The organism is Propionivibrio sp., from assembly GCF_041441355.1.
GTDB lineage: Bacteria > Pseudomonadota > Gammaproteobacteria > Burkholderiales > Rhodocyclaceae > Propionivibrio.
In genome coordinates, this window is record NZ_JASDTF010000021.1 from 1 (window position 1) to 21,680 (window position 21,680).

Genomic DNA, 21,680 nt, shown 5'->3' on the forward strand with positions numbered 1-21,680 from the left:
ACGGCGAACACCTCACTCCCTCACGCTGTTACACCACTTCCCGGGACACCGCCAGTGTCTGCGCCGATTTGCCTACCTGTGTTTCCTGCGTGAGGATGCGGACACGTCCTCCCGAGAGTTCTTCAATCAGCCAGGCATGGTGGACATCAAGACGGTCTTCCGGGGTCGAGCCGGCCCAGCCGTGCCAAGCAACTCGTGCTGCTTGACCGATAACTGGAGCAACGTGCTCGACCACCTGCGCTTCAACGGGAAAGCCGAAAGTCTCGAAATAGAAACGGTCACCATTGGCCAGTTCGGGCCCTTTGCCATCGTAGAAACGCGTATTGGCCGAATTGGCGTAGTAGCTTGGCCACAGCTGCGGCGTATTCAGAAGCGGCCAAATTTCTTTGACGCTTAGGCCGGTGACGATAACTTCATTGGAGCAATAGTTGTCCGTGAAGCCGGGAACATAACCGGCAGGCCAAAGAATGTCGCTCATGGTGCTTTCCTCGATTAACTTGGTACAGAAGCGGGTACTTTACTTCTGGCGCCGATTCGAATAAATCACCATAAAATCACATTATTTATTACACCAAAGAACAAATAATGCGTACTTTCGATACCACCCAGGTCGGCAGTATTGAACTCTTCTGCAAGGCAGCGGAGTTTGGCAGCTTCTCCGCCGCCGCAGAGGCATTGGGGCTGACGCCAGCTTCGGTCAGTCGGTCCATCAAGCGTCTGGAGGAGCGTCTGGGGGTCCGCCTCTTCTCACGGACAACCCGCAATGTGCGGCTCACCAATGAGGGGGAGCTTTATTGGCAGGAGTGCAGGCAGGCGTTGGAACAGATTGCCGAGGTAGAACGGGCTATTACCGGCAATCAAAAAGTACCCAGTGGCTTACTACGCATCAGCGTGGGGACGCTTTACGCGAACTATCGCTTGCTGCCCGTGCTTCACCACTTCACAGCAGCGTATCCGCAAATTGAATTGGAGTTGAGCCTATCCAATCGCGTGGCCGACATTGTTGATGAGGGGTATGACTTGGCCATCCGTACCGGTACGCCACAGGACTCACGCCTGATTGCGCATAAATTGGAGGATGCAACAGCGGGCATCTTTGCAACGCCGGATTATCTTGCGCGGAAAGGCGTGCCACAGAACCTGGATGACCTGGCCCATCATGATTGTCTGCAATTCATCTTGCCAACGACCGGCCGCGCCATGCCCTGGATATTGAAGATGCCGGATGGCCAGGACCTGGACTATATGTCCCGTAGCCGTTTCCGGGTTCTCGACGATGCGTTTGGCTGTATCAGTTGGGGCAATGCTGGCGGGGGACTATTCCAAATCTATCACTTCATTGCTGAGCCGGCAGTGGCTCGAGGCGAACTGGTTGAAGTGCTGCAAGGGTATGCCGGAAGGTCACGTCAGTTCTCAGTAACCTATCCGCAGAACAGGCATATGTCGGCCAGGGTCAGAGCGTTTGTGGATTTCATGTTGGAACGGCTTCGGTTTCCTGCCAGAACCTAGCTATTGAGAGTGCTTGATATGCTTGGGTACTGACTGCTTCGAAATCGAAACGGTCATTCATCCGTCCAAATTAGCCACTGGCTGACGGTCGGCTTCTGGCCGATTTCGGACAACGGGGACTGGGCGCAATTTGCCCCTCGTTCATCCTGATTAAAGGCTATCCTACGCCTTGCCATCGGCATGATCAATTGCTCGCAGTTGTCCTCCTTTCCTTGGGCATTCGCGCCGGGCTCATTCAGGGCAATTTGTCGCCACCCGCAGCGTTTCGCCGAAGTTGCTTTGCTGGGCGAGCGGCAACTCGCGCGGGAGGTCGAGGCAGCGCTTGCCGGTGAAGCGGAGTCGCCGCGTGCCGTCGGCGAGCAGAGTTTCCTCGGCGCGCTCCAAGGGCCGTTGAAGTCGCCGGGCGAGGGCTGGCAGGGCGGCGTGCGCTTCGTCTGCGTTCAGGGGCGGCACGGGCGATGGCGCGGGTTTGCCCTTCTCAACAGCAGTGCTCGAAGGAGGCTGCCGGGCAAACTGTCGTGCCTCAGCGCGTGCGGCGTCGAGATCGATCGGGGCTGGGGGCGGCGGGGTATCCTCAGGTGCCCATCGTGCTGCGGGCGTTGCCGGATCGCGCTTTACGGTGATGGCCGTGGGGTGTTCTGCCTTGCGCGGGCGGGGGGGAGCGCCGGTTGCCCGCACCGGATCGGCGTGCGCCCGCGGGGCGGCCGACAAACGCACGGCGAGGCGCGCCTCGGGATTGAGGTGTGGTGGCGCGGCCGGGGGCGTTCGGGTGGTGGTTGTGAGCACCAAGGCGTGGCCGAGGAGCGAGGCGAGGAGGGCGATGAGCAGCCCGGCCTCGCGCTGCGGCCACGTTCGTGTATCAGTCGTCGTCCGAGGCGGCTCGGGCATCGTCGGCGTCGGGGCAATATTCGAGCAGGTCGCCGGGTTGGCATTGCAGGTGGTGGCAGATCGACGCCAGGGTCGAGAAACGCACGCCTTTCACCTTGCCGCTTTTGAGCAGCGAGAGGTTCTGTTCGCTGATGCCCACCAGTTCAGCCAGCGTTTTGGAGCGCATCTTGCGCTTCGCCAGCATGACATCGAGATTGACGCGTACCGGCATGGCTTTAGACGATCTCCGCGTTTTCGGCCTGCACCTGCTGCGCCACGCGCATCACCTGAACGAGCAGCAGGACCACGGCACTGAGCAAGCCGAGCAAGAGGTCGGACGATTGCACGCCGATCGTCAGCTGGCGCGCACCGGGCGGCTGCGTGAGGGAGAGGAGCAGGGAGAGCAGCGTCGGTTGCAGGAGCTGCAGCACGGCCGCTGCGACGAGGGCGTGCCCCAGGTGCCGGAAGGCGCGCAGCACGGCATCGGAAAACAGCTGCCCAGCCACGTATTCGCGGCAGACTTGGCGGAGCGCGAGCAGCGCCAGCACCAGCGCGCCGGCCGGCAGCAAGGCCGTGCCGGCCGCGATGGCGCGTTGCGCGGGCGTCCATTCCAGCGTGGCGAGCCATGCGCCGAGGCCCGCCGTTTGGCTCAGTCCGGCCGCGTCGGTCAGAAAGGGGGTGAGGACCACCACCAGCGGAATCACGATGGCCAGGCCGAGCGCAGCGTGTTCAAGGCGTCGGGCGCTGCGAACGAAGGTTTTGCCGGGGCGGGGTTCGCGGATATCGGTCATGGACTTGTCCTCCTTGTACGATAAAAATTATCGTTTTATTTTAACTAATGATTGCATTATTGCAATTTTATTTTTGTGCTGCCTGAGGAAGCGCCGTTGACGCGGTACATGGCTCGCGTGCTGATGTGTTGGGTTGCTTTGCGGTTTAAATGGCTTGGCGCCTTGTAGCTCAGTCAATTTGCGGTGCTCTTGTCATGGCGCTCGCGCGGCGTATCATGGCCGCCGCGGCGTTCATCCGACATAAAAATGGCCAGGGAGAATTTCGATGCCTCGACGTTTCAGCCGTAGCGCGTTTTGTTTTCTGGTGTTGCTCGTGGGAATGTACGGCACCTCGCCGTCTCTTTATGCAACCAGCCCGGGGGACGATGAAGTCTTCCCTTCATTGTTTGCGGAAATCAAAGCTGGGCCGCCTGCAATCTCGGAAGCCGAATGCCGCAGCAAGCGGCATGCCCTGTGGGTAACGGCGGAATGGATCGAAAAGGGACGATTTTCGGATACGAAGACAGGTGGTAGCGCCTGCATCCGTTATTTTCCGAGCGCGGACGTTCCTGATGCGAAAAAAGTGCTGGTCTGGATTCATGGTGACCGGGTCGAGCCGTCGGGTATCAAGGGCGCGACCTACCTAAAAACGATCGGCGAGGCGGAGAAGCTGGCCAAAACAATCGGGATGCCGACGATTTTTTTGAGTCGCCCGGGGGTGTATGGGTCGACTGGTGCGCCACATCCCTATGTCAGGCGGACTCCTCAAGAAGCGGCCTTGGTGGCTGCTGCAATTGATGCGCTCAAGGCGAAGTACGGCTGGTCGCGCTTATATCTTTCCGGGCAGAGTGGTGGTGGTGGTTTGGTGGCCGCGCTTTTGACACTGGGGCGGCGTGATGTCGACTGCGCCTCGATCACGAGTGGGTCCGTCGCGACGAAACTGAGTTTGGTCGAGCGACAGAGGCCAAATCCAGGAATGGAGTGGGAAGGGCGATACACCTATGAGATGCATGATCCGATTGAACATGTGACGGGGGTTGCTCGAGACGAGTCACGGCGAGTTTTTGTATTCGCCGACCGACTGGATGTACGCGTCGGTTACCAGTCACAGCGCAGCTTTTACCAGAAACTCGCAGAGCAGGGGCATCACGCCGTTTTCATTGAAGGGTTCGCGAAGGACTCACTGCATCACACCCTGACGTCGATGGGGGTTTTGGCCGTGAGTTTGTGTGCCCAAGGGGTCGATGACGACAAAATCGTTGCCCAGGTGATACAAGGTGATGGAGAGCAGAAAACGCGAGAGATCTTGCGTGCTCAGCATACTCAAGCTCAAGGCGAGTGACCGACGAGAACTCGGTTCCGCAATACAAAAAGCCGCCCGGATTATCGGGCGGCTTTTTTGCGTGATCGCTCAGGCTCGGCTTAACGGAAGCCGGCGCGGTCGTAGATCATCTGTGCTTTGGCGCGGTACATGGCGAGGGCGCCGACCGGCAGGGTGTCGGCCTTGAACTTGCCGAGCTGGGCCAGGGCGGGGTTGTCGACCTTGACGCTGGCGACGGCCGGCCATTCGTTGTTGCCGTCGGCGAAGTAGCGCTGCGCGTCGTCGCTCGCCAAGTACTCGAGGAACTTCACCGCGGCGGCTTTGTGCGGCGCGTTCTTCAGCATGCCGGCGCCGGAAACGTTGATGTGCGTACCGTGGCCGGCCTGGTCGGGCCAAACGACGCCGATCTTGGCGACGATTTTCTGATCCTCGGGCTTGGTCGAGCGCATCAGGCGGGCGACGTAGTAGCTGTTGGAGATGGCGACGCCGCATTCGCCGGCGGCGACGGCCTTGATCTGGTCAGTGTCGCCGCCCTTGGGCGCGCGGGCGAAGTTGGCGACCATGCCGCGGGCCCATTGCTCGGCCTTGGCTTCGCCTTCGTGGGCGATGATCGAGGCGAGCAGCGAGAGGTTGTAGGGGTGCGAACCCGAGCGCGAGCAGACCTGGCCCTTGAGCTTGGGGTTGGCGAGGTCGGCGTAGCTTTGCACGTCCCCGGCCTTGAGGCTGTCCTTGGCGTAAACGATGACCCGGGCGCGGGTCGAGAAGGCGATCCATTCGTCGGTGCGCAGGTGCGCCGGGATGCGCGCATCGAGCGTCTTGGACTCGACCTTGGCGAACAGGCCGAGCTCTCGCGCGGCCGCCAAGCGGGCGGCGTCGACGGTGATCAGGATGTCGGCTGGGCTGTTGGCCCCCTCATTTTTCAGGCGCTCGAGGAGTTCTTCCTCCTTGCCTTCGATGCGGTTGATGCGGATGCCGGTTTTCTTGGTGAAGCCGGCGTAGAGCGCCTCGTCGGTCTGGTAGTGGCGGGCGGAATAGAGGTTGAGGACCTTCTCCTCGGCGTGGGCGCCGGCGGCTGCGAGCGTCAGGGCGAGGGCGGGTAGAAGGGTTTTCAGTGCAGCGTTCATCGTTCGGGATTCTCCGTTAGAAAATGAGAACGTATCTCATCGTCCATGTTAATCGCTGTCCCGAGTTTTGTAAATGATAAGAATTCGCATCGGCGGGTTGAAGGGGCCGTGCGGCAGGCACAGGCGTGAAAAAAGGACGCCGTGGCGTCCTTTTTGGTCTGCGTGCGGGTGGCTCCGTTACTGATCGACGAGTCGGCGGGCGCCGTTGTAGCGCTTGACCCAATACCCCTGGCTCATGTCTTCGACGCGGACTTCGGCGCCGGCACGGGGCGAATGCACGAAGCGGTTGTCGCCGAGGTAGATGCCGACGTGCGAGAAGGCGCGGCGCATGGTGTTGAAGAAAACGAGGTCGCCCGGCTTGAGTTCATGCTTGGCGATGGTTTCGCCGACCTGGCTCTGTTCCTTGGCGGTGCGCGGCAGGGTCTTGCCGAGGGCGTCCTGGAAGACGAGTTGGACGAAGCCGCTGCAATCGAGGCCGCTGTCCGGATCGGTGCCGCCGCGACGGTACTTGATGCCGACGAGCTCGAGACCTTTGAGGATGAGCGCCTGCGCACTGTTCGTATACCGCTCGAACAATGACAGCTCTTCCCCCGCCCTGTATTGCTGTTCCGTCGCCTGCGCCGGTGCGCTGGCTGCAAAAGTGAATCCGAATGCGACGGCCGCAATCAGGTTTGTAATGGCTTTGTAACCTGACATGGGGCGCGAATTTAAAAGAAAAGCGGCGATCTGTAAACCCTAGGGGGCGATTGTGCACCGATCGTCAGTCATCTCGCATGCATCGTGAATAGTGCCTGGCGGCGGGTTCAGGCGCCAGGTTGGCGCGGGCTGGCGAGCAGCGCGCGGGCCGCGGCGACGCCGCTGCGGACGGCGCCTTCGAGGGTGGCCGGGTAGTCGGCGCAGACGTAGTCGCCGGCCAGCCAGAGGCCGTTCAGGGCAGTGGCCGTGGCCGGGCGCGGCAAGTCTGGCGTGCAGGCGAAGGTGGCGCGCCGTTCGCGAATGCTGCGCACCCAGTGCGGTCGCGGCAGGCGACGGCCGAGGCTGGCTTCGAGTTCTTCGTGCAGGACGGCCGCGAGCGCCGGGTCGGCGAGGTCGTCCCAGGCGCCTTGCGCGCTCATGACGAAGGCTAGGCGGCCGGGGGCGTCGCCCAACTGGCCGCGGTCGAAGACCCATTGCCCGAGGCCGCGCCCAAGCCCGCCGGGCAGGCCCAGCATCGGCTCGGGCAGGGTGAGTTCGGGCGGGTAGTCGGCGTAGAGCGTGCCGATCGGTTCAAAGGCGTAGCTCGCGAGTTGGGCGGCGACGGATGCGGTTTGCGGCAGCGCAGCGAGCAGGCGGGCGGCGTGCTGGGGAGCGACGGCGAGGACGACGTGGTCGAAATTTGGGTCGTCGAGCAGCGGCGCGAGGGCGTCGATGCGGCAGCCGCAACGGACGTCGCCGCCGTGCGTAGCGACGAAGGCGGCGGCGGGCTCGGGAAGCAGGCGGCCGAGGTCGGTGGCCGGGAGCAGCAGGTCGGTGTCGGCCCGCGCACCGCCCAGGCTGTCGCGCAGGACGTTGGCGAAAACCTGGGCCGAGGCGGCCTCCGGTGGAGTGTTGAGCGCGGCGACGCAGAGCGCTTCCCAAAGGCCTTTGCGTAGCGGGCCGCGCTGGCCGTAGGCATCGAGCAGTTCGGCCAGCGGTTGGTCGGCCGGCAGACGGTAGTGCTGGCAGCGCAAGGCGAGGGCGAAGCGCGCCGCGGCCCTTTTTTCGGCCCACGTACAGCCGTCGGCGCCGAGCAGGCCGGCGGCCAGGTGCAGCGGCGCGGGCAGGCGCGGCAGGGCGAGGCGCAGGCCGCGGGCCGGGTAGTGCAGGGTGAGCGGGCGGCGTTGTAGTAGCTGCTCCGGGTCGGCGCCGATGCGGCGCATCAGGCGCAGGGTTTCCCGGTAGGCGCCGATGAGCAGGTGCTGGCCGTTGTCGAGCTCGCGTTCATCAAGTCGGGTCCGTCGGGCCCGCCCGCCGAGCTGGCGGCCGGCTTCGAAAACGACGGGGCGGGCGCCGGCGGCGGCGAGTTCGACGGCCGCGGCGAGGCCGGCCCAACCGGCGCCGACGACAGCAACGCGCAAGGCGGTGCTCATCGGCGGATCAACTGCGTACCCAGGTGAGGCCGGCGAGCCAGAGCTTGCGCAAGGGCGTGAGCGAGGTGCGCTGCTTGAGCACCAGGCAGCCTTCGGCTTTGATGACGTCGAGCACGTCGCGGTAGATGGCGGCCATGATCAGGCCGGGGCGCTGCGTCTTGCGGTCGCTGGCCGGCAATTGGGCCAGGGCTTGCGCGTAGTAATGTTCGGCGCGCTCGATCTGGAATTCCATCAGCTTGCGGAAATTGTCGGTCTGGCGCGCTTCGAAGAGGTCGTCCACCGTGACGCCAAAGCGCTTCATTTCGTCGAGCGGCAGGTAAACGCGGCCGCGCCGGGCGTCTTCGCCGACGTCGCGGATGATGTTGGTGAGCTGGAAGGCCATGCCCAGATCGTGCGCATATTTCTGCGTGTGCCGGTCCTGATAACCGAAAATTTCGGCGGCGAGCAGACCGACGACGCTGGCGACGCGGTAGCAGTAGAGCGAGAGCGCGGTGAAGTCGAGGTAGCGCGACTGGGTGAGGTCCATCTCCATGCCGTCGATGATTTCGCTGAGCAGCTCGTGCGGCAGGTTGAAACGTTCGGTCGCCGGGCGCAGCGCCTGGCCGATCGGGTGCTGCGGGTTGCCGGCGTAGACGCGGGCGAGCTCTTCCCGCCACCAGGCGAGCTTGGTGGCGGCGATCTGCGCGTCGTGGCATTCGTCGACCACGTCGTCGATCTCGCGGCAGAAGGCGTACAGCGCGGTGATCGCACGCCGCCGCTCGGGCGGCAGGAAAAGGAAGCTGTAGTAGAAACTCGAACCGCTGGCGGCGGCCTTGTCCTGGCAGTATTCGTCGGGCGTCATGCGCGGGTCCTGTGAGTGGTGCGCGGAGTTTACATAAAGAGCGCGCGGCTGCCCATGTGCAACCAGTCGCCCGCGCCGAGCGTCGGGCGCTGGCGGAAGACGTCGCCGCGCACGGCGGCGACGCGCTCGGCAATGCGCAGGCCGCCCTGGATGGTGAGGCGGATTTCCCAACCGAGCCGGCCGGGCAGGGCGTGCACCAGCGGTGCGCCGTCTTGGAGCAGGCGGCGGGCATGGTCGAGCTGGGCGTCGATCAGCGCGGTCCAGGCGTCGTCGCAACGCCCTTCGGCGATCTGCGCTTCGCCGACGGCAAAACGGCGCAGTTCGTCCTGCGGCAGATAGACCCGGCCTTTTTGCCAGTCGAGCGCGACGTCCTGCCAGAAATTGACGAGCTGCAGGGCTGTGCACACGGCGTCGGAGCGGGCGAGGTGGATCGCTTCGGTGCGCCCGAAGAGGTGCAGCAGCAGGCGGCCGACCGGGTTGGCCGAACGGCGGCAGTAATCGAGCAGTTCGGCGCGGTCGGCGTAGCGCTTCTTGATTACGTCCTGGGCGAAGGCGTCGAGCAGGTCGCGCAGGAGTTGCACCGGCAGCCGCCAAGCGGCGACGACGGTGGCGAGTTCCGAAAACTCGGGGTTCTCGGTCGGGAGGCCGGCCTCGATGCGGTCGAGTTCGGCCTGGTAGGCGGCGAGCCCGGCGAGGCGTTCGGCGTCGCTCGCTTCGCCCTCGTCGGCGATGTCGTCGGCGGCGCGGGCGAAGCGGTAGATGACCTCGATCGGCCGGCGCAGGCGGGCGGGCAGAAGCAGGGATGCAACGGGAAAGTTCTCGTAGTGGTCGACGGGCATGGTGGCTTGCGGGAGCGGAAGCGGGTGGGCTGGCGGGCATGCGGCGCTTGGCGCCAGGGGCTCGCAGGCGGCTGACAGTATAGGGTTTTCTCGGGTAGAATGGCCGATTAGCGCGAGAGTGGCGAAATTGGTAGACGCACTGGATTTAGGTTCCAGCGCCGCAAGGCGTGGGGGTTCGATTCCCTTCTCTCGCACCACCGTCGAGCAGTCATCCGAGCAGCCGCCAACACGGCGCGAAACAAAAAAGTCTTCAAGGAGTTTCAATGGAAACCAACGTGGAAACCAACGCCAGCAACGCGACCGAAGCCGTGCCGCCGAGCGCGCTGGAGCGTCGTCTTGACCTCGCCGTGGCGATTGCCGACCTCGACAAGGAGATCGAGCAGCGCCTGAAGCGTCTGGGCAAAAACGCCAAGATGCCCGGCTTCCGCCCGGGCAAGGTGCCGGCCAGCATCGTCAAGCAGCAGTACGGCGCTCAGGCCCACAACGAGGCCATGAACGAAGCCATCGAGCGCGCCTTCAGCGACGCCGTGCGCAGCCAGCAGCTGCGTGTTGCTGGCTACCCGCGCATCGAGGCCAAGCAGACCGAGAGCACGACGCACATCGAATTTTCGGCCGTGTTCGAGGTTTATCCCGAATTCACGGTCGCCGACCTAAAGGACGTCGAGCTCGAGCGCGCCCAGCTTGAAGTCGGCGCAGCCGAACTCGACAGCACGCTGGACGTCCTGCGCAAGCAGCGCGTGAGCTACGAGCCGGTCGACCGCGCCGCCACTGCTGGCGACAAGGTGACCATCGACTTCCTCGGCAAGAAGGACGGCGAGCCCTTCCAGGGCGGCCAGGCGCATGATTACCCGTTCGTGCTCGGTCAAGGCGCCATGCTGGCCGACTTCGAGCAGGCCGTGACCGGCCTCAAGGCTGGCGAAGCCAAGACCTTCGAGATGACCTTCCCGGAAGACTACTTCGCCAAGGACCTCGCCGGCCAGAAGGTCAGCTTCGAGGTGACGGTCAAGGAAGTGCGCGAGCCGATCCTGCCCGAGATCGATGAAGCTTTCGCCAAGACCCTCGGTGTCGGCGACGGCAGCGTCGAGAAGATGCGCAGCGAGATCGAAGCCAACCTCAAGCGCGAAGTGAAGAAGCGTCTGCAGAGCAAGGTCAAGGACCAGGTCATGGAAGCCCTGCTCAAGGCCAACCCGATCGACGTGCCGAACGCGCTGGTCGAGATGGAAATCGAGCGTCTGATGAACGCCGCGCGGGCTGACATGGAGCAGCGCGGTGGCGCTAAGATGAAGGACTTCCCGATGAAGCGCGAGTGGTTTGCCGAGCAGGCCAAGCGCCGCGTGACGCTGGGCCTCGTGCTGTCCGAGGCGGTCAAGGTCAACCAACTGCATGCCAAGCCCGAGCAGATCAAGACCATCGTCGAGGAAGCCGCACAGAGCTACGAGCATCCGGAAGAAGTCGTGCGCTGGTACTACGCCCAGCCGCAGCGTCTTGCTGAAATCGAAGGCGTGGCGATCGAAGACAACGTTGTCGCTTGGGCGCTGTCCACGGCCAAGGTTGTCGACAAGCCCGTCGCCTTTGACGAGCTGATGGGCCAGCAGCAGGGCTGATTCTCCCGTAACAACGCAACACGCAAGGAGCAGGCATGAGTTTTGACCGTTTCGCAGCACAGACGCAGTGGGATCCGCAAGCGCTCGGCATGGTGCCGATGGTCATCGAGCAGAGCGGGCGTGGCGAGCGCGCGTACGACATCTACTCTCGCCTGCTCAAGGAACGAGTCGTCTTCCTGGTCGGCCCGGTCAACGACGCGACGGCCAATCTGGTCGTCGCCCAGTTGCTGTTCCTCGAAGCTGAGAATCCTGACAAGGACATCAGCTTCTACATCAACTCGCCGGGCGGCTCCGTGTCCGCCGGCCTGTCGATCTACGACACCATGCAGTTCATCAAGCCCGACGTGTCGACGCTGTGCCTCGGGCAGGCGTGCTCGATGGGCGCTTTCCTGCTCACCGCAGGAACCAAGGGCAAGCGCTTTGCCCTGCCCAACTCGCGCGTCATGATTCACCAGCCGATGGGCGGTTTCCAGGGGCAGGCCTCGGACATCGCCATCCACGCCAAGGAAATCCTGACCCTGCGCGCCAAGCTCAACGAGATCATGGCCCAGCACACGGGGCAGCCGGTCGAGCGCATCGAGCGCGATACCGACCGCGACAATTTCCTGTCGGCGCCCGAGGCCGCTGAATACGGCCTGATCGACAAGGTGCTCGCCACGCGCAGCGCTTGATTCGCAACACCGCAACAACCGCTCCAACCTGAGGTAGGCCGAGATGGCTGAGAAGAAAAACAGCAGCGACAAATTGCTCTACTGCTCGTTCTGCGGCAAGAGCCAGCACGAAGTCAAGAAACTGATCGCCGGTCCGTCGGTGTTCATTTGCGACGAGTGCATCGATCTGTGCAATGACATCGTGCGCGACGAGATCGGTGGCGACAAGGACGGCAAGATGGTCAAGCCGGACCTGCCCACGCCGCGCGAAATCTCGGCCCTGCTCGATCAGTACGTGATCGGCCAGGAAACCGCCAAGCGCATCCTGGCGGTGGCGGTGTATAACCACTACAAGCGCTTGCGCCATCAGGGCAAGGCCGACAATGAAGTCGAACTGTCCAAGAGCAACATCCTGCTCATCGGGCCGACCGGCTCGGGCAAGACGCTGCTGGCGCAGACGCTGGCGCGCATGCTCAACGTGCCTTTCGTGATGGCCGATGCGACGACGCTGACCGAAGCCGGCTACGTCGGCGAGGACGTCGAGAACATCATCCAGAAGCTGCTCCAGAAGTGCGATTACGACATCGAGAAAGCGCAGAAGGGCATCGTCTATATCGACGAAATCGACAAGATTTCGCGCAAGTCGGATAACCCGTCGATTACCCGGGATGTTTCGGGCGAGGGCGTGCAGCAGGCGCTGCTCAAGCTGATCGAAGGGACGGTTGCCAGCGTGCCGCCGCAGGGCGGGCGCAAGCACCCGAACCAGGACTTCGTGCAGGTCGACACCACCAACATCCTCTTCGTCTGCGGCGGTGCCTTCGACGGGCTGGACAAGGTCATCCGCAACCGTTCCGAGAAGGGCGGCATGGGCTTCGGTGCCGAAGTGAAGAGCAAGGACGACAAGAAGGCCATCGGCGAGGTGCTGCGCACCGTTGAGCCCGAAGACCTGATCAAGTTTGGCCTTATCCCCGAGCTGATCGGCCGTCTGCCGGTCGTCGCCACGCTCGAGGAACTCTCGGTTGAAGCGCTGGTGCAGATCCTGGTCGAGCCGAAGAACGCGCTCGTCAAGCAGTACCAGAAGCTCTTTTCGATGGAAGGCGTCGAACTGGAAGTGCGGCCCGAGGCCATGCAGGCCATCGCCAAGCGCGCCATCGAGCGCAAGACCGGTGCGCGCGGCTTGCGTTCGATCCTCGAGTCGGCTTTGCTTGATATCATGTACGAACTTCCCGGCTTGGAGGGAGTCACAAAGGTGGTGATCGACGAACACACCATCCGTGGCGAAGGCAAACCACTGCTGATCTACGCCGACACGCCGAAGGCCAAAGTCTCCGGCGCCAACTGAGCGTTCGGAGCCTACGCCCGAGTCCCGCGCCCGTTTTGCGGCGCGGCTTGAATTCCAAGGACTTGCCCCAAAGTATTGGGGCAAGTCCTTCTTCACTTAGAGCACAACGATGTCTACGACCCCAACTCTCCCTGACGAAGCCGTCGAACTGCCCTTGCTGCCGTTGCGCGACGTGGTCGTGTTCCCGCACATGGTGATCCCGCTTTTCGTCGGGCGGCCAAAATCGATCAAGGCGCTCGAAGTGGCCATGGAGGCTGGCAACGGCATCCTCTTGGTGGCGCAGAAATCCGCAGCCAAAGACGAGCCCGAGGCCGAAGACCTGTACGCCATCGGCTGCGTTGCCAACATCCTGCAAATGCTCAAATTGCCCGACGGCACGGTCAAGGTGCTCGTCGAAGGCGTGCGCCGCGCCCGGGTCGAGGGCGTGCAGTTGCGCGACGAGATGTTCGTTGCCGTCGCCCACGACGTTGCCGCGCGCGAAACCGCCGACCACGAAGTCGAGGCGCTGCGCCGCGCCGTGATCGCCCAGTTTGACCAGTACGTCAAACTGAACAAGAAGATCCCGCCGGAAATTCTGACCTCAATCTCGAACATCGAGGAAGCCGGTCGCCTCGCCGACACCATCGCCGCCCACCTGCCGCTCAAGCTCGAGCAGAAGCAGGAAGTGCTCGAGATGACCGAAATCCGGGCACGGATTGAGCGCCTGCTGGCGCAGCTCGAAACCGAGATCGACATCCTCCAGGTGGAGAAGCGCATCCGCGGCCGCGTCAAGCGCCAGATGGAGAAAAGCCAGCGCGAGTACTACCTCAACGAGCAGGTTAAGGCGATCCAGAAGGAGCTCGGCGAAGGCGAAGAAGGCGCGGACTACGAAGAGCTGGAGAAAAAAGCCAAGGCCGCCGGGATGAGCAAGGAAGGCATGGCCAAGGTGCAGTCCGAGCTCAAGAAGCTCAAGCTGATGTCGCCGATGTCGGCCGAAGCGACCGTGGTGCGTAACTTCATCGAAACGCTGATCGGTCTGCCGTGGCGCAAGAAGACGCGCATCAGCAAAGACCTCTCCGAAGCCGGCAAGGTGCTGGACAAGGATCACTGGGGCCTGGAGAAGGTCAAGGAACGCATCCTCGAATACCTCGCGGTGCAGCAGCGCGTCGAGCGCCTCAAGGCGCCGATCCTGTGCCTTGTCGGGCCTCCTGGCGTGGGCAAGACCTCGCTCGGCCAATCGATCGCCACGGCGACCGGGCGCAAATTCGTGCGCATGAGCCTCGGCGGCGTGCGCGACGAGGCTGAGATTCGTGGTCACCGCCGCACCTACATCGGTTCGATGCCCGGCAAGATCCTGCAGAACATGACCAAGGTCGCGGTCAAGAACCCGCTCTTCCTGCTCGATGAAGTCGACAAGATGGGCCAGGACTTCCGCGGTGACCCGAGCTCGGCGCTGCTCGAAGTGCTCGATCCGGAGCAGAACTCGACCTTCGTCGACCACTACGTCGAGGTCGAATACGACCTCTCGGAAGTGATGTTCGTTGCCACCGCCAATACCCTCAACATCCCGGCACCGTTGCTCGACCGCATGGAAGTCATCCGCCTCTCGGGCTACACCGAGGACGAGAAGATCAATATCGCCCAGCGCTACCTGCTGCCCAAGCAGATGAAGGCCAACGGCCTGAAGAAGAGCGAGCTGACGGTCGCCGAGAGCGCGCTGCGCGACATCGTCCGCTACTACACCCGCGAGGCGGGGGTGCGGGCGCTCGAACGCGACATCTCGAAGATCTGCCGCAAAGTCGTCAAAACGTTGTTGCTCAAGAAGAGCCAGGCCAAGATGGCGGTCACTGCGCGCAACCTCGACAAGTTCCTCGGCGTGCGCCGTTACACCTTCGGCGTTGCCGAGCGTGAGAACCAGGTTGGTCAGGTGACCGGCCTGGCGTGGACCGAGGTCGGCGGTGAGCTGCTGACCATCGAATCGGTCGCCTTGCCGGGCAAGGGTAAAACCATCACTACCGGCTCGCTCGGCGACGTGATGAAGGAATCGGTCGAGGCCGCGCGATCGGTCGTGCGCGCCCGCGCGCAACGCCTGGGGATTGTCGACGATGCTTTCGAGAAAAAGGACATCCACATCCACGTGCCGGAAGGCGCGACGCCAAAGGACGGGCCATCGGCAGGCATCGCGATGACCACCGCGCTGGTTTCCTCGATGACCGGCATTCCGGTGCGTTGCGATGTGGCGATGACCGGCGAGATCACGCTGCGCGGCGAAGTGTTGCCGATCGGCGGACTCAAGGAGAAGCTACTCGCCGCGGTGCGCGGCGGTCTGGCCAAGGTCTTGATCCCTGAAGAGAACGTGCGCGATCTGGCGGAGATTCCCGACAACATCAAGAACAAACTTGAGATCGTGCCGGTGAAGTGGATTGACCAGGTGCTCGAACTGGCGCTTGAGCGCGTGCCGCAAGCGCTGCCCGAGGATGCTGCTGCAACGGCGCAGGCCAACGAGAAAAGCGAGAATCCGCCTGCACAATCGGTCGTTACTCATTGATTCGAAACAGCCCCTTCCGAATGAATTTTCGGAAGGGGCGCAAGCCTTGCAGCTTCTGGATTTGCCGCCTGTTTTCCGGGCTTGACATGCGGATTTTGGCCTTGCTATAAACGCCGGGCAGGGGTTCCTGCACCACTACTCTTTTCTGGAGGGCGTTTCGTGAACAAATCCGAGTTGATCGACCAGATCGCGCAATCGGCGGATCTGTCGAAAGCGGCCGCAGGCCGCGCGCTGGACGCGACCATCGCAGCCGTGAAAGTGGCACTCAAGAAGGGCGGTACGGTTTCGCTCGTTGGTTTCGGCAGCTTCTACGTCGGCAAGCGCGCAGCGCGTAGCGGCCGTAATCCACGCACTGGCGCAGCGATCAAGATCAAGGCAGCCAAAGTTCCGAAGTTCCGCGCTGGCAAAGGCCTCAAGGATGCGGTAAACTAGCGCGTTTTCCGCTTCGGCGAAGCGCGGGTGCTTAGCTCAGTTGGTAGAGCGCTAGCCTTACAAGCTGGATGTCGGCGGTTCGATCCCGTCAGCACCCACCAGCCCGATGAGCGCCAGAACGCGTCGGCTGTTGCAGTAAAACTGGAGTGGTAGTTCAGTTGGTTAGAATACCGGCCTGTCACGCCGGGGGTCGCGGGTTCGAGCCCCGTCCACTCCGCCAATTTAAAAGGCCGTCGATCTTCACCGATCGACGGCCTTTGTCTTTTCAGTCTCCAGTACTTCATGGCCGGCTCGCAGGGCGGCTTCGGCTGCGGCCTTGGAGCATTGGCCCCGAAGGGGCTCGCGTTCACCGCAGCTTGCGCAGGACCCTTTCAGCCTCGTGCAGTTGCTCTTCGGTCCAATGCAGGTCGCGTACCGTTTCGCTCTGTTCGTAGCGAATCCGGTCTTGCTCGTTCTGGAATTTTCGGTAGAGCCGCTGATAGTCTTCGTTCCGGTTCTTTGAACCCAAGCGATTTTCGAAGTCGAGTTGTTGGGCGCGAGATTGCTGTTCCAGCGATGCCAAGCGGCGCTCGAGGCGATCGATTTCGGTGCGGAAATGATAGACATCACGCCCGATCGTGTAGCGACGCCGGAATTCCGGCTCGATCGCGGCGGGGCACACCCCTTCGTAGGGTTCGCCGCGCAAGCCGAGGTGTACGGCGTTGCCCAGTTGGCAGTAGGTCTTCAGGCCTTCCTCCCGCCCCTTCAGGTACGCTTTCTGGTCGAGTTGGATATTCGCTTCGGCACAGTCGCTACGACGTTCGTTGAGCAGCCCCAGGCTCTTTCCGGCCAGCCCGTCGGTCAGGCCAATGTCGCGCCAGTTGGCGAACTGGCATTCTTTCTCGCTCATGGTCGAGCAGGAGGCGAGCCCCAGAACCAGGGCGCAGGCGGTGAGCAGGCCACGGAGTCCCAGCTTCGATTTTCCTGTGATCAACATCATTGGGCCTGTTCGGTGCGCCGCGCCTGGGCCATCAGGCGGTCGCGGCTGTGGCGCACGTGTTCGCGCATGGCCTGTTCGGCGCCGTCCGGGTCGCGGGCGTGGATGCTGTCGATGATGATGTGATGTTCGCTGGCGGTGATGTGCGCGGTGTTGTCGGGCTGGCGCACGCCGTGCAGGCGGTAGAGGCGGAGCAGCGAATAAAGGTCTTCGCAGAGCAGTCGGCGAATCCAGAGGTTGCGGCTGCCGAGCGCGATCTGGCGGTGGAAATCATTGTCCAGCCGGCTCGCGTACATCAGCTCCGAACCTTCGTCGATCAGCGACTCGATGCGCGCCGCCGTTTCGCGCAGTTGACGAATCTCGTGCATGGTCATCTGCTCCGCCGCTTGGCGACAGGCCATCCCTTCCAGGGCTTCGCGCATCGCCAGGAGCTGTTCCAGATCATCGAGCGACAACTGCACGACGCGTACCCCGGCGTGCGGCGTGCGCTCCAGCAGGCGGCGTCCTTCGAGGGTGCGAATCGCTTCGCGCAGCGGGCCGCGGCTGACGCCCAGGGTATCGGCGAGGTGTTGTTCACGCAGGCGCGCGCCGGGCGCAAGTTCGCCGCGCATGATCAGTTCTTCGAGCCGGGCGACGGTGTCGTCGATCATCACGCGCGGCGAGAGGAGGGCGGAGTCGGTCATCATGGCGGCGACTATACCATTGGCCGATGTGTTGACGATTCGTATGAATTGTCTACAATCCTCCGGGTCGTCAACACAAGGAACCGCCGACATGCCTTCCGTAGCTTCTTCCGTACCCATCCCCACTGTAAACATCCTGGTGCCCGTCGGGGCGCTCGGTCTTGGCGTGAAGGAGAGCGACGTCTTCGCCCGCCTTCCCGACGCGCATGCCATCGCCTGCGACGCAGGCTCAACCGACAGTGGTCCGGCTTACCTCGCCACTGGCGTCGCCAAATACTCGCGTGATTCGATCAAGCACGATCTGTCGATCCTGATGCGCGCCCAGGCGAAGGCCGGGATTCCGCTGCTCATCGGCTCTTGCGGCACCTCGGGCGGCGATCTGGCGCTTGAATGGACGCGCGACATCGCCCTGGAAATCGCCCGCGAACACGGCCTGACGCCGCGCATCGCGGTCATCTACTCCGAGCAGACCGCCGAAGGGATGATCGCCAAGATGGGCGAAGGGAAAATCACCACGCTCGCCCCGATGGAAGAGGTTTCGGCGGAACAGTTCTCCGTCTGCGACCACATCGTCGCCCTGATGGGGCCGGAACCCTACATCGCTGCGCTCGCGGCCGGCGCTGACATCGTCCTGGGCGGCCGTTCGACCGATTCGGGCGTACTCGCCGCGGTGCCGCTGATGCGCGGCGCGGGCGCAGCGCAGGCCTGGCACGCCGGCAAGATCGCCGAGTGCGGCTCGCTGTGCACGACGCATCCGCGCGAAGGCGGCGTGCTGATCCGCGTCGGGCAGGATGATTTCACGGTCGAGCCGCTGGGGATGAACAACCAGTGCACGATCGAGACCATCGCCGCGCACATGCTCTACGAGAACAGCGATCCCTTCCTGCTGCACGAGCCGGGCTGCATCCTCGACGTGACCGAGGCGGTCTACGAGGCCGTCGACGACCGTATCGTTCGCGTCTCGGGGTCGAAGCTCATTCCGCAGCCGTACACGATGAAACTCGAAGGCGCGCGCGGTTGCGGCTATCAGACGATGATGCTGGTCGGCATCCAGGAGCGCGAGGTTCTGGCCGAGCTCGACCGTTTCATGGTTCAGATGCACGAGGTGCTGACCAAGCGTGTGCACGACAACATGGGGTCACGCGCCGGCGACTTCGACATTTCTCTGCGCGCCTACGGCTGGAATGCGGTCTGCGGCCGTCAATTGGACCCCGGTACGCCGCCGCCGCGCGAAGTCGGGCTGATGTTCGTGGCCACCGCCGCGACGCAGGAAATCGCCACCCAGATCGCCAAGACCTGCAATCCCTGGCTCTTCCACCTGCCGCTCAACGCCTGTCAGGAGCTGCCGAGTTACGCCTTTCCGTTCTCGCCCGCCGAGGTCGAGCGCGGCCGGGTCTACGAATTCAAGCTCAATCACGTCGTCCACGTCGACGGGCCGATGGAGCTGGTCCGCACCGTGTGGATCGACACCAAGGAGAACGTCCATGCCTAAGGTCAGCGAAGTGTGCAGCCACGTGCGGTCGAAGAACGCCGGGCCGTTCTGGATCACCCTCGACCTGTGGTTCCCGGATCGCACGGCGTTTGACCGCTACAGCGTTTCGCCGGCGTTACAGCCGACCGCGATCGGCGCCCTGTACGACGTCGATCAGGCGCAGGTGAAGTTCTTCTCCGTGCCCAGCCTCAACGTCGTCAAGATCTCCTACCCGCGTCACCGTCCGCAAGGCGGTGTGTTCGAGCGCGACATGCACGGCGGACAGCAATTCCTGCCGGTGCTCGATCTCGAGCTGTAGTCGGTTTTTAGGCTAGAAAAGCGATGCTGCCCCGCGTGCCCCGCGCCGAGACGGCGCGGGCTCCGGGCCGCATGGCGCGTGGATTTTTAGGCGACGCGGGCTTCTGATATACTCGGCCCTCATTCACGGGCACAGGGCGGAGCTGGGGTGCCATGAACACTGAGTGCGCAAGCCTTTGATTCGTGCCGGGGGTTTTTGAATCGGAGGCTTGTCCCCGCCGTCCCGACCCAGGCGAACGCACGTTCGCCTTTTTGTTTTTTTGACCCACGCAACCCATAGAGCCAGCGGACAAACATCATGTTCGACGCCGTACGCAACAACAAACGTATCGTCCAGATTTTTCTCGGTCTGATCGCGCTGCCCTTCGCCTTCTTCGGCGTCGATTCCTACGTCCGCAACAGCGGCGTCGGCAACGACGTCGCCAGTGTCGGCAAAACCAAGATTACCGTGCAACAGTTCGAGCAGGCGCTGCGCGACCGCCAGGATCAGATGCGCCAATCGCTCGGGCCGTCCTTCCAGCCCGAGCTGATGCAGCGCCCCGAGATTCGCCAGGCCGTGCTCAACAACCTGATCGACCAGCGGCTGCTGCTGCTGGAAGCCGAAAAGAACGGCCTGCGCGTCGTCAATTCAGTGGTCACCAACGCCATCGGGCGCATTCCGGCCTTCCAGGAGGACGGCAAGTTCTCCCTGGAGCGCTATGAGACGATGCTGCGCGGACAAGGGATGAGCCCGCAACAGTTCGAGGCCAACATCCGCCAGGACCTGACCCTGCAGCAACTGCTGGGCGCGGTCGGCGAATCGGCGCTGGTCGGCAGCGTGCAGGCCGAAGCGCTGCTGCGCATCCAGAACGAAGAGCGTCGCTTCAGCGAACTGCGCTTCCAGCCCGAGCAGTACGCCGCCAAGGTCAAGCTCGATGCGGCGGCGGTGCAGAAGTTCTACGACGAGAACACCGCCAAGTTCGAAGTGCCCGAGCAGGTCAAGGCCGAATACGTGCTGCTCTCGCTCGACAGCCTGCTGGCGCAGGTCACGGTCAGCGACGCCGAGGTGAAGGCCTGGTACGAGGGCCGGAAGGACCGCTTCCAGCAGCCTGAAGAGCGCCGCGCCAGCCACATCCTGATCACTCCGGAAGGCGACGATGCAAAGGCCAAAGCACGCGCCGAGGCGCTGCTGGCCGAGCTGCAGAAGACGCCGGGCAAGTTCGCCGAGCTGGCGCGCAAGCATTCGCAGGATCCGGGAACCGCGCAACAGGGCGGCGACCTCGGCTTCTTCGGGCGCGGGATGATGGTCAAGTCCTTCGAGGACACCGTCTTCGCGCTGAAGGACGGCGAGTTGTCCGGCGTGGTCAAGTCCGATTTCGGCTATCACCTCATCCGCCTGACCGGGATCAAACCCGGCAAGCTGCGCTCGCTCGAGGAGGTGCGCGCCGAGATCGAGAGCGAACTCAAGCGCCAGGCCGCGATGCGTAAATACGCCGAGACGGCCGAAAGCTTCAACAACACCGTTTATGAACAGTCGGACAGCCTGCAGCCGGCAGCCGAGAAGTACAAACTCAAGGTGCAGAAGTCCGGCTGGCTGAGCAAGCAGCCCGACCCGCGCCAGCTCGCGGCCCTCGGCCCGCTGGCCACGCCCAAGGTGCTGGCCGGGTTGTTTACCGAAGACGCGATCAAGAACCGGCGCAATACCGAAGCGATCGAAGTCGGCCCCAACACGCTGCTCGCGGCGCGCGTGGTCGAACATCAGGCGGCGGCAGTGCGGCCTTTCGCCGAGGTCAAGGGCGAGGTCGAGACCCTGCTCCGAGCACGCGAAGCCGCGCGTCTGGCGCGCGAGGCCGGCGAAGCCAAGCTGGCGGAATTGCAGGCCGGCGGTGACAAGGCCGAGAAAGCGGACAAGGCGGCCTGGTCGCCGGTGCGCGGCGTGACCCGTCTGCAAGGCCGTCAGTTGCCGGCGCCGGCGGTGCAGGCCTTGTTCAAGGCCAAGGTTGATCAGTTGCCGGCCTATGCCGGGGCCGATCTGGGCGGGGGCTACGCGATCTACAAGATCGTCAAGGTCGAACGCCCGGAGAAGGTCGATCCGGCCCAGCTCAAATCGCTGCAGGAGCAATTTGCCGGCATCGTCGGGCAGGAAGACATGGCGGCCTACCTCGCGGCCCTGCGTTTGCGGCACAAGGTCGAAATCAACCGGGCGCTGGTCGCGGAAACCCGCGAACGCTAAGCGCTTCCGAACGTGCGCGGGTTTCGGCCCGCCGCGCGCCCAAGTGCCAAGAAAAACGCCGCCGGAGGCTGACCTCCGGCGGCGTT

Annotated in this window: 21 protein-coding genes and 3 tRNA genes; 13 read left to right on the forward strand and 11 right to left on the reverse strand. The window is 63.3% G+C overall.

The features are described from left to right. Positions 1–28: 28 nt before the first annotated feature. Positions 29–478, reverse strand: coding sequence for an SRPBCC family protein (locus tag QMB55_RS08750; protein ID WP_497588314.1), 450 nt, complete (start codon positions 476–478; stop codon positions 29–31). A 107-nt stretch (positions 479–585) separates the two neighbouring features. Between QMB55_RS08750 and QMB55_RS08755 the strand changes: the two genes are divergently transcribed. Further along, entirely contained in the window at positions 586–1,509 is a 924-nt protein-coding gene (locus QMB55_RS08755; RefSeq protein WP_497588315.1) for a LysR family transcriptional regulator, read from the forward strand. A 231-nt stretch (positions 1,510–1,740) separates the two neighbouring features. Here the strand turns inward: QMB55_RS08755 and QMB55_RS08760 are convergent, their stop codons facing one another. The 3 genes from QMB55_RS08760 to QMB55_RS08770 are packed head-to-tail and all read right to left on the reverse strand — an operon-like array spanning position 1,741 to position 3,167. Further along, positions 1,741–2,397 (reverse strand): hypothetical protein, encoded by a 657-nt coding sequence (locus QMB55_RS08760; RefSeq protein WP_497588316.1) that lies wholly within the window; start codon positions 2,395–2,397, stop codon positions 1,741–1,743. Then, entirely contained in the window at positions 2,369–2,608 is a 240-nt protein-coding gene (locus QMB55_RS08765) for a helix-turn-helix domain-containing protein (protein ID WP_497588317.1), read from the reverse strand. Before QMB55_RS08765 ends, QMB55_RS08760 begins: the two co-directional genes overlap by 29 nt. Positions 2,609–2,612: 4 nt before the next feature. After that, positions 2,613–3,167 carry a DUF2975 domain-containing protein gene (locus tag QMB55_RS08770; RefSeq protein ID WP_497588318.1) on the reverse strand — a complete coding sequence of 185 codons (555 nt, stop codon included), beginning with the start codon at positions 3,165–3,167 and terminating at the stop codon, positions 2,613–2,615. Positions 3,168–3,432: 265 nt separating this feature from the next. Here QMB55_RS08770 and QMB55_RS08775 point away from each other — a divergent pair, with 265 nt between their 5' ends. Continuing rightward, positions 3,433–4,488 (forward strand): hypothetical protein, encoded by a 1,056-nt coding sequence (locus tag QMB55_RS08775; protein ID WP_497588319.1) that lies wholly within the window; start codon positions 3,433–3,435, stop codon positions 4,486–4,488. Positions 4,489–4,568: 80 nt separating this feature from the next. On the opposite strand, the gene QMB55_RS08780 is transcribed toward QMB55_RS08775, so the two are convergent. The 5 genes from QMB55_RS08780 to hpnC form a co-directional block, all read right to left on the reverse strand. Continuing rightward, complete coding sequence (locus tag QMB55_RS08780) at positions 4,569–5,591, reverse strand: extracellular solute-binding protein (RefSeq protein ID WP_497588320.1); 1,023 nt, start codon at positions 5,589–5,591, stop codon at positions 4,569–4,571. A 177-nt stretch (positions 5,592–5,768) separates the two neighbouring features. Further along, the gene (locus tag QMB55_RS08785; protein ID WP_497588321.1) at positions 5,769–6,167 is read right to left on the reverse strand and encodes a C40 family peptidase; all 399 of its coding nucleotides are present in this window, start codon (positions 6,165–6,167) and stop codon (positions 5,769–5,771) included. Between the two features lie 227 nt (positions 6,168–6,394). Beyond that, entirely contained in the window at positions 6,395–7,699 is a 1,305-nt protein-coding gene (gene hpnE, locus QMB55_RS08790) for a hydroxysqualene dehydroxylase HpnE (RefSeq protein WP_497588322.1), read from the reverse strand. A gap of 7 nt (positions 7,700–7,706) precedes the next feature. Next, entirely contained in the window at positions 7,707–8,540 is an 834-nt protein-coding gene (hpnD, locus tag QMB55_RS08795; RefSeq protein ID WP_497588323.1) for a presqualene diphosphate synthase HpnD, read from the reverse strand. Between the two features lie 29 nt (positions 8,541–8,569). After that, positions 8,570–9,379: a squalene synthase HpnC gene (gene hpnC / locus QMB55_RS08800; RefSeq protein WP_497588324.1), complete on the reverse strand. Its 810-nt coding sequence runs from the start codon at positions 9,377–9,379 to the stop codon at positions 8,570–8,572. A gap of 112 nt (positions 9,380–9,491) precedes the next feature. Between hpnC and QMB55_RS08805 the strand changes: the two genes are divergently transcribed. The 8 genes from QMB55_RS08805 to QMB55_RS08840 all read left to right on the forward strand — a co-directional run bounded on the left by QMB55_RS08805 (position 9,492) and on the right by QMB55_RS08840 (position 16,154). Next, positions 9,492–9,576 (forward strand) — tRNA-Leu (locus QMB55_RS08805). 66 nt (positions 9,577–9,642) lie between these two features. Next, positions 9,643–10,983 (forward strand): trigger factor, encoded by a 1,341-nt coding sequence (gene tig / locus QMB55_RS08810; protein WP_497588325.1) that lies wholly within the window; start codon positions 9,643–9,645, stop codon positions 10,981–10,983. Between the two features lie 35 nt (positions 10,984–11,018). After that, the gene (clpP, locus tag QMB55_RS08815; protein WP_497588326.1) at positions 11,019–11,654 is read left to right on the forward strand and encodes an ATP-dependent Clp endopeptidase proteolytic subunit ClpP; all 636 of its coding nucleotides are present in this window, start codon (positions 11,019–11,021) and stop codon (positions 11,652–11,654) included. A 43-nt stretch (positions 11,655–11,697) separates the two neighbouring features. Then, positions 11,698–12,975, forward strand: a complete 1,278-nt coding sequence (gene clpX, locus QMB55_RS08820; RefSeq protein ID WP_497588327.1) for an ATP-dependent Clp protease ATP-binding subunit ClpX — start codon at positions 11,698–11,700, stop codon at positions 12,973–12,975. A gap of 109 nt (positions 12,976–13,084) precedes the next feature. Next, positions 13,085–15,502 carry an endopeptidase La gene (lon, locus tag QMB55_RS08825; protein ID WP_497588328.1) on the forward strand — a complete coding sequence of 806 codons (2,418 nt, stop codon included), beginning with the start codon at positions 13,085–13,087 and terminating at the stop codon, positions 15,500–15,502. A 159-nt stretch (positions 15,503–15,661) separates the two neighbouring features. After that, a complete protein-coding gene (locus QMB55_RS08830) occupies positions 15,662–15,934 on the forward strand; it encodes an HU family DNA-binding protein (protein ID WP_497588329.1) in 273 nt (90 codons plus the stop codon). A gap of 25 nt (positions 15,935–15,959) precedes the next feature. Next, positions 15,960–16,035, forward strand: a tRNA-Val gene (locus tag QMB55_RS08835). A gap of 42 nt (positions 16,036–16,077) precedes the next feature. Next, positions 16,078–16,154 (forward strand) — tRNA-Asp (locus QMB55_RS08840). 126 nt (positions 16,155–16,280) lie between these two features. On the opposite strand, the gene QMB55_RS08845 is transcribed toward QMB55_RS08840, so the two are convergent. Both QMB55_RS08845 and QMB55_RS08850 read right to left on the reverse strand, forming a co-directional pair. After that, entirely contained in the window at positions 16,281–16,913 is a 633-nt protein-coding gene (locus tag QMB55_RS08845) for a DUF2799 domain-containing protein (protein WP_497588330.1), read from the reverse strand. Beyond that, positions 16,910–17,596, reverse strand: coding sequence for a GntR family transcriptional regulator (locus QMB55_RS08850; protein WP_497588331.1), 687 nt, complete (start codon positions 17,594–17,596; stop codon positions 16,910–16,912). The genes QMB55_RS08845 and QMB55_RS08850 overlap by 4 nt, the downstream gene beginning before the upstream one ends. An 88-nt stretch (positions 17,597–17,684) precedes the next feature. Here QMB55_RS08850 and QMB55_RS08855 point away from each other — a divergent pair, with 88 nt between their 5' ends. From QMB55_RS08855 to QMB55_RS08865, 3 genes are all read left to right on the forward strand, one after another. Continuing rightward, complete coding sequence (locus QMB55_RS08855) at positions 17,685–19,085, forward strand: acyclic terpene utilization AtuA family protein (RefSeq protein WP_497588332.1); 1,401 nt, start codon at positions 17,685–17,687, stop codon at positions 19,083–19,085. Next, positions 19,078–19,383, forward strand: coding sequence for a DUF4387 domain-containing protein (locus QMB55_RS08860; protein WP_497588333.1), 306 nt, complete (start codon positions 19,078–19,080; stop codon positions 19,381–19,383). The genes QMB55_RS08855 and QMB55_RS08860 overlap by 8 nt, the downstream gene beginning before the upstream one ends. 297 nt (positions 19,384–19,680) lie before the next feature. Beyond that, on the forward strand, positions 19,681–21,594 hold the full coding sequence (locus tag QMB55_RS08865) for a SurA N-terminal domain-containing protein (protein ID WP_497588334.1): 1,914 nt from the start codon (positions 19,681–19,683) through the stop codon (positions 21,592–21,594). Positions 21,595–21,680: the final 86 nt, after the last annotated feature.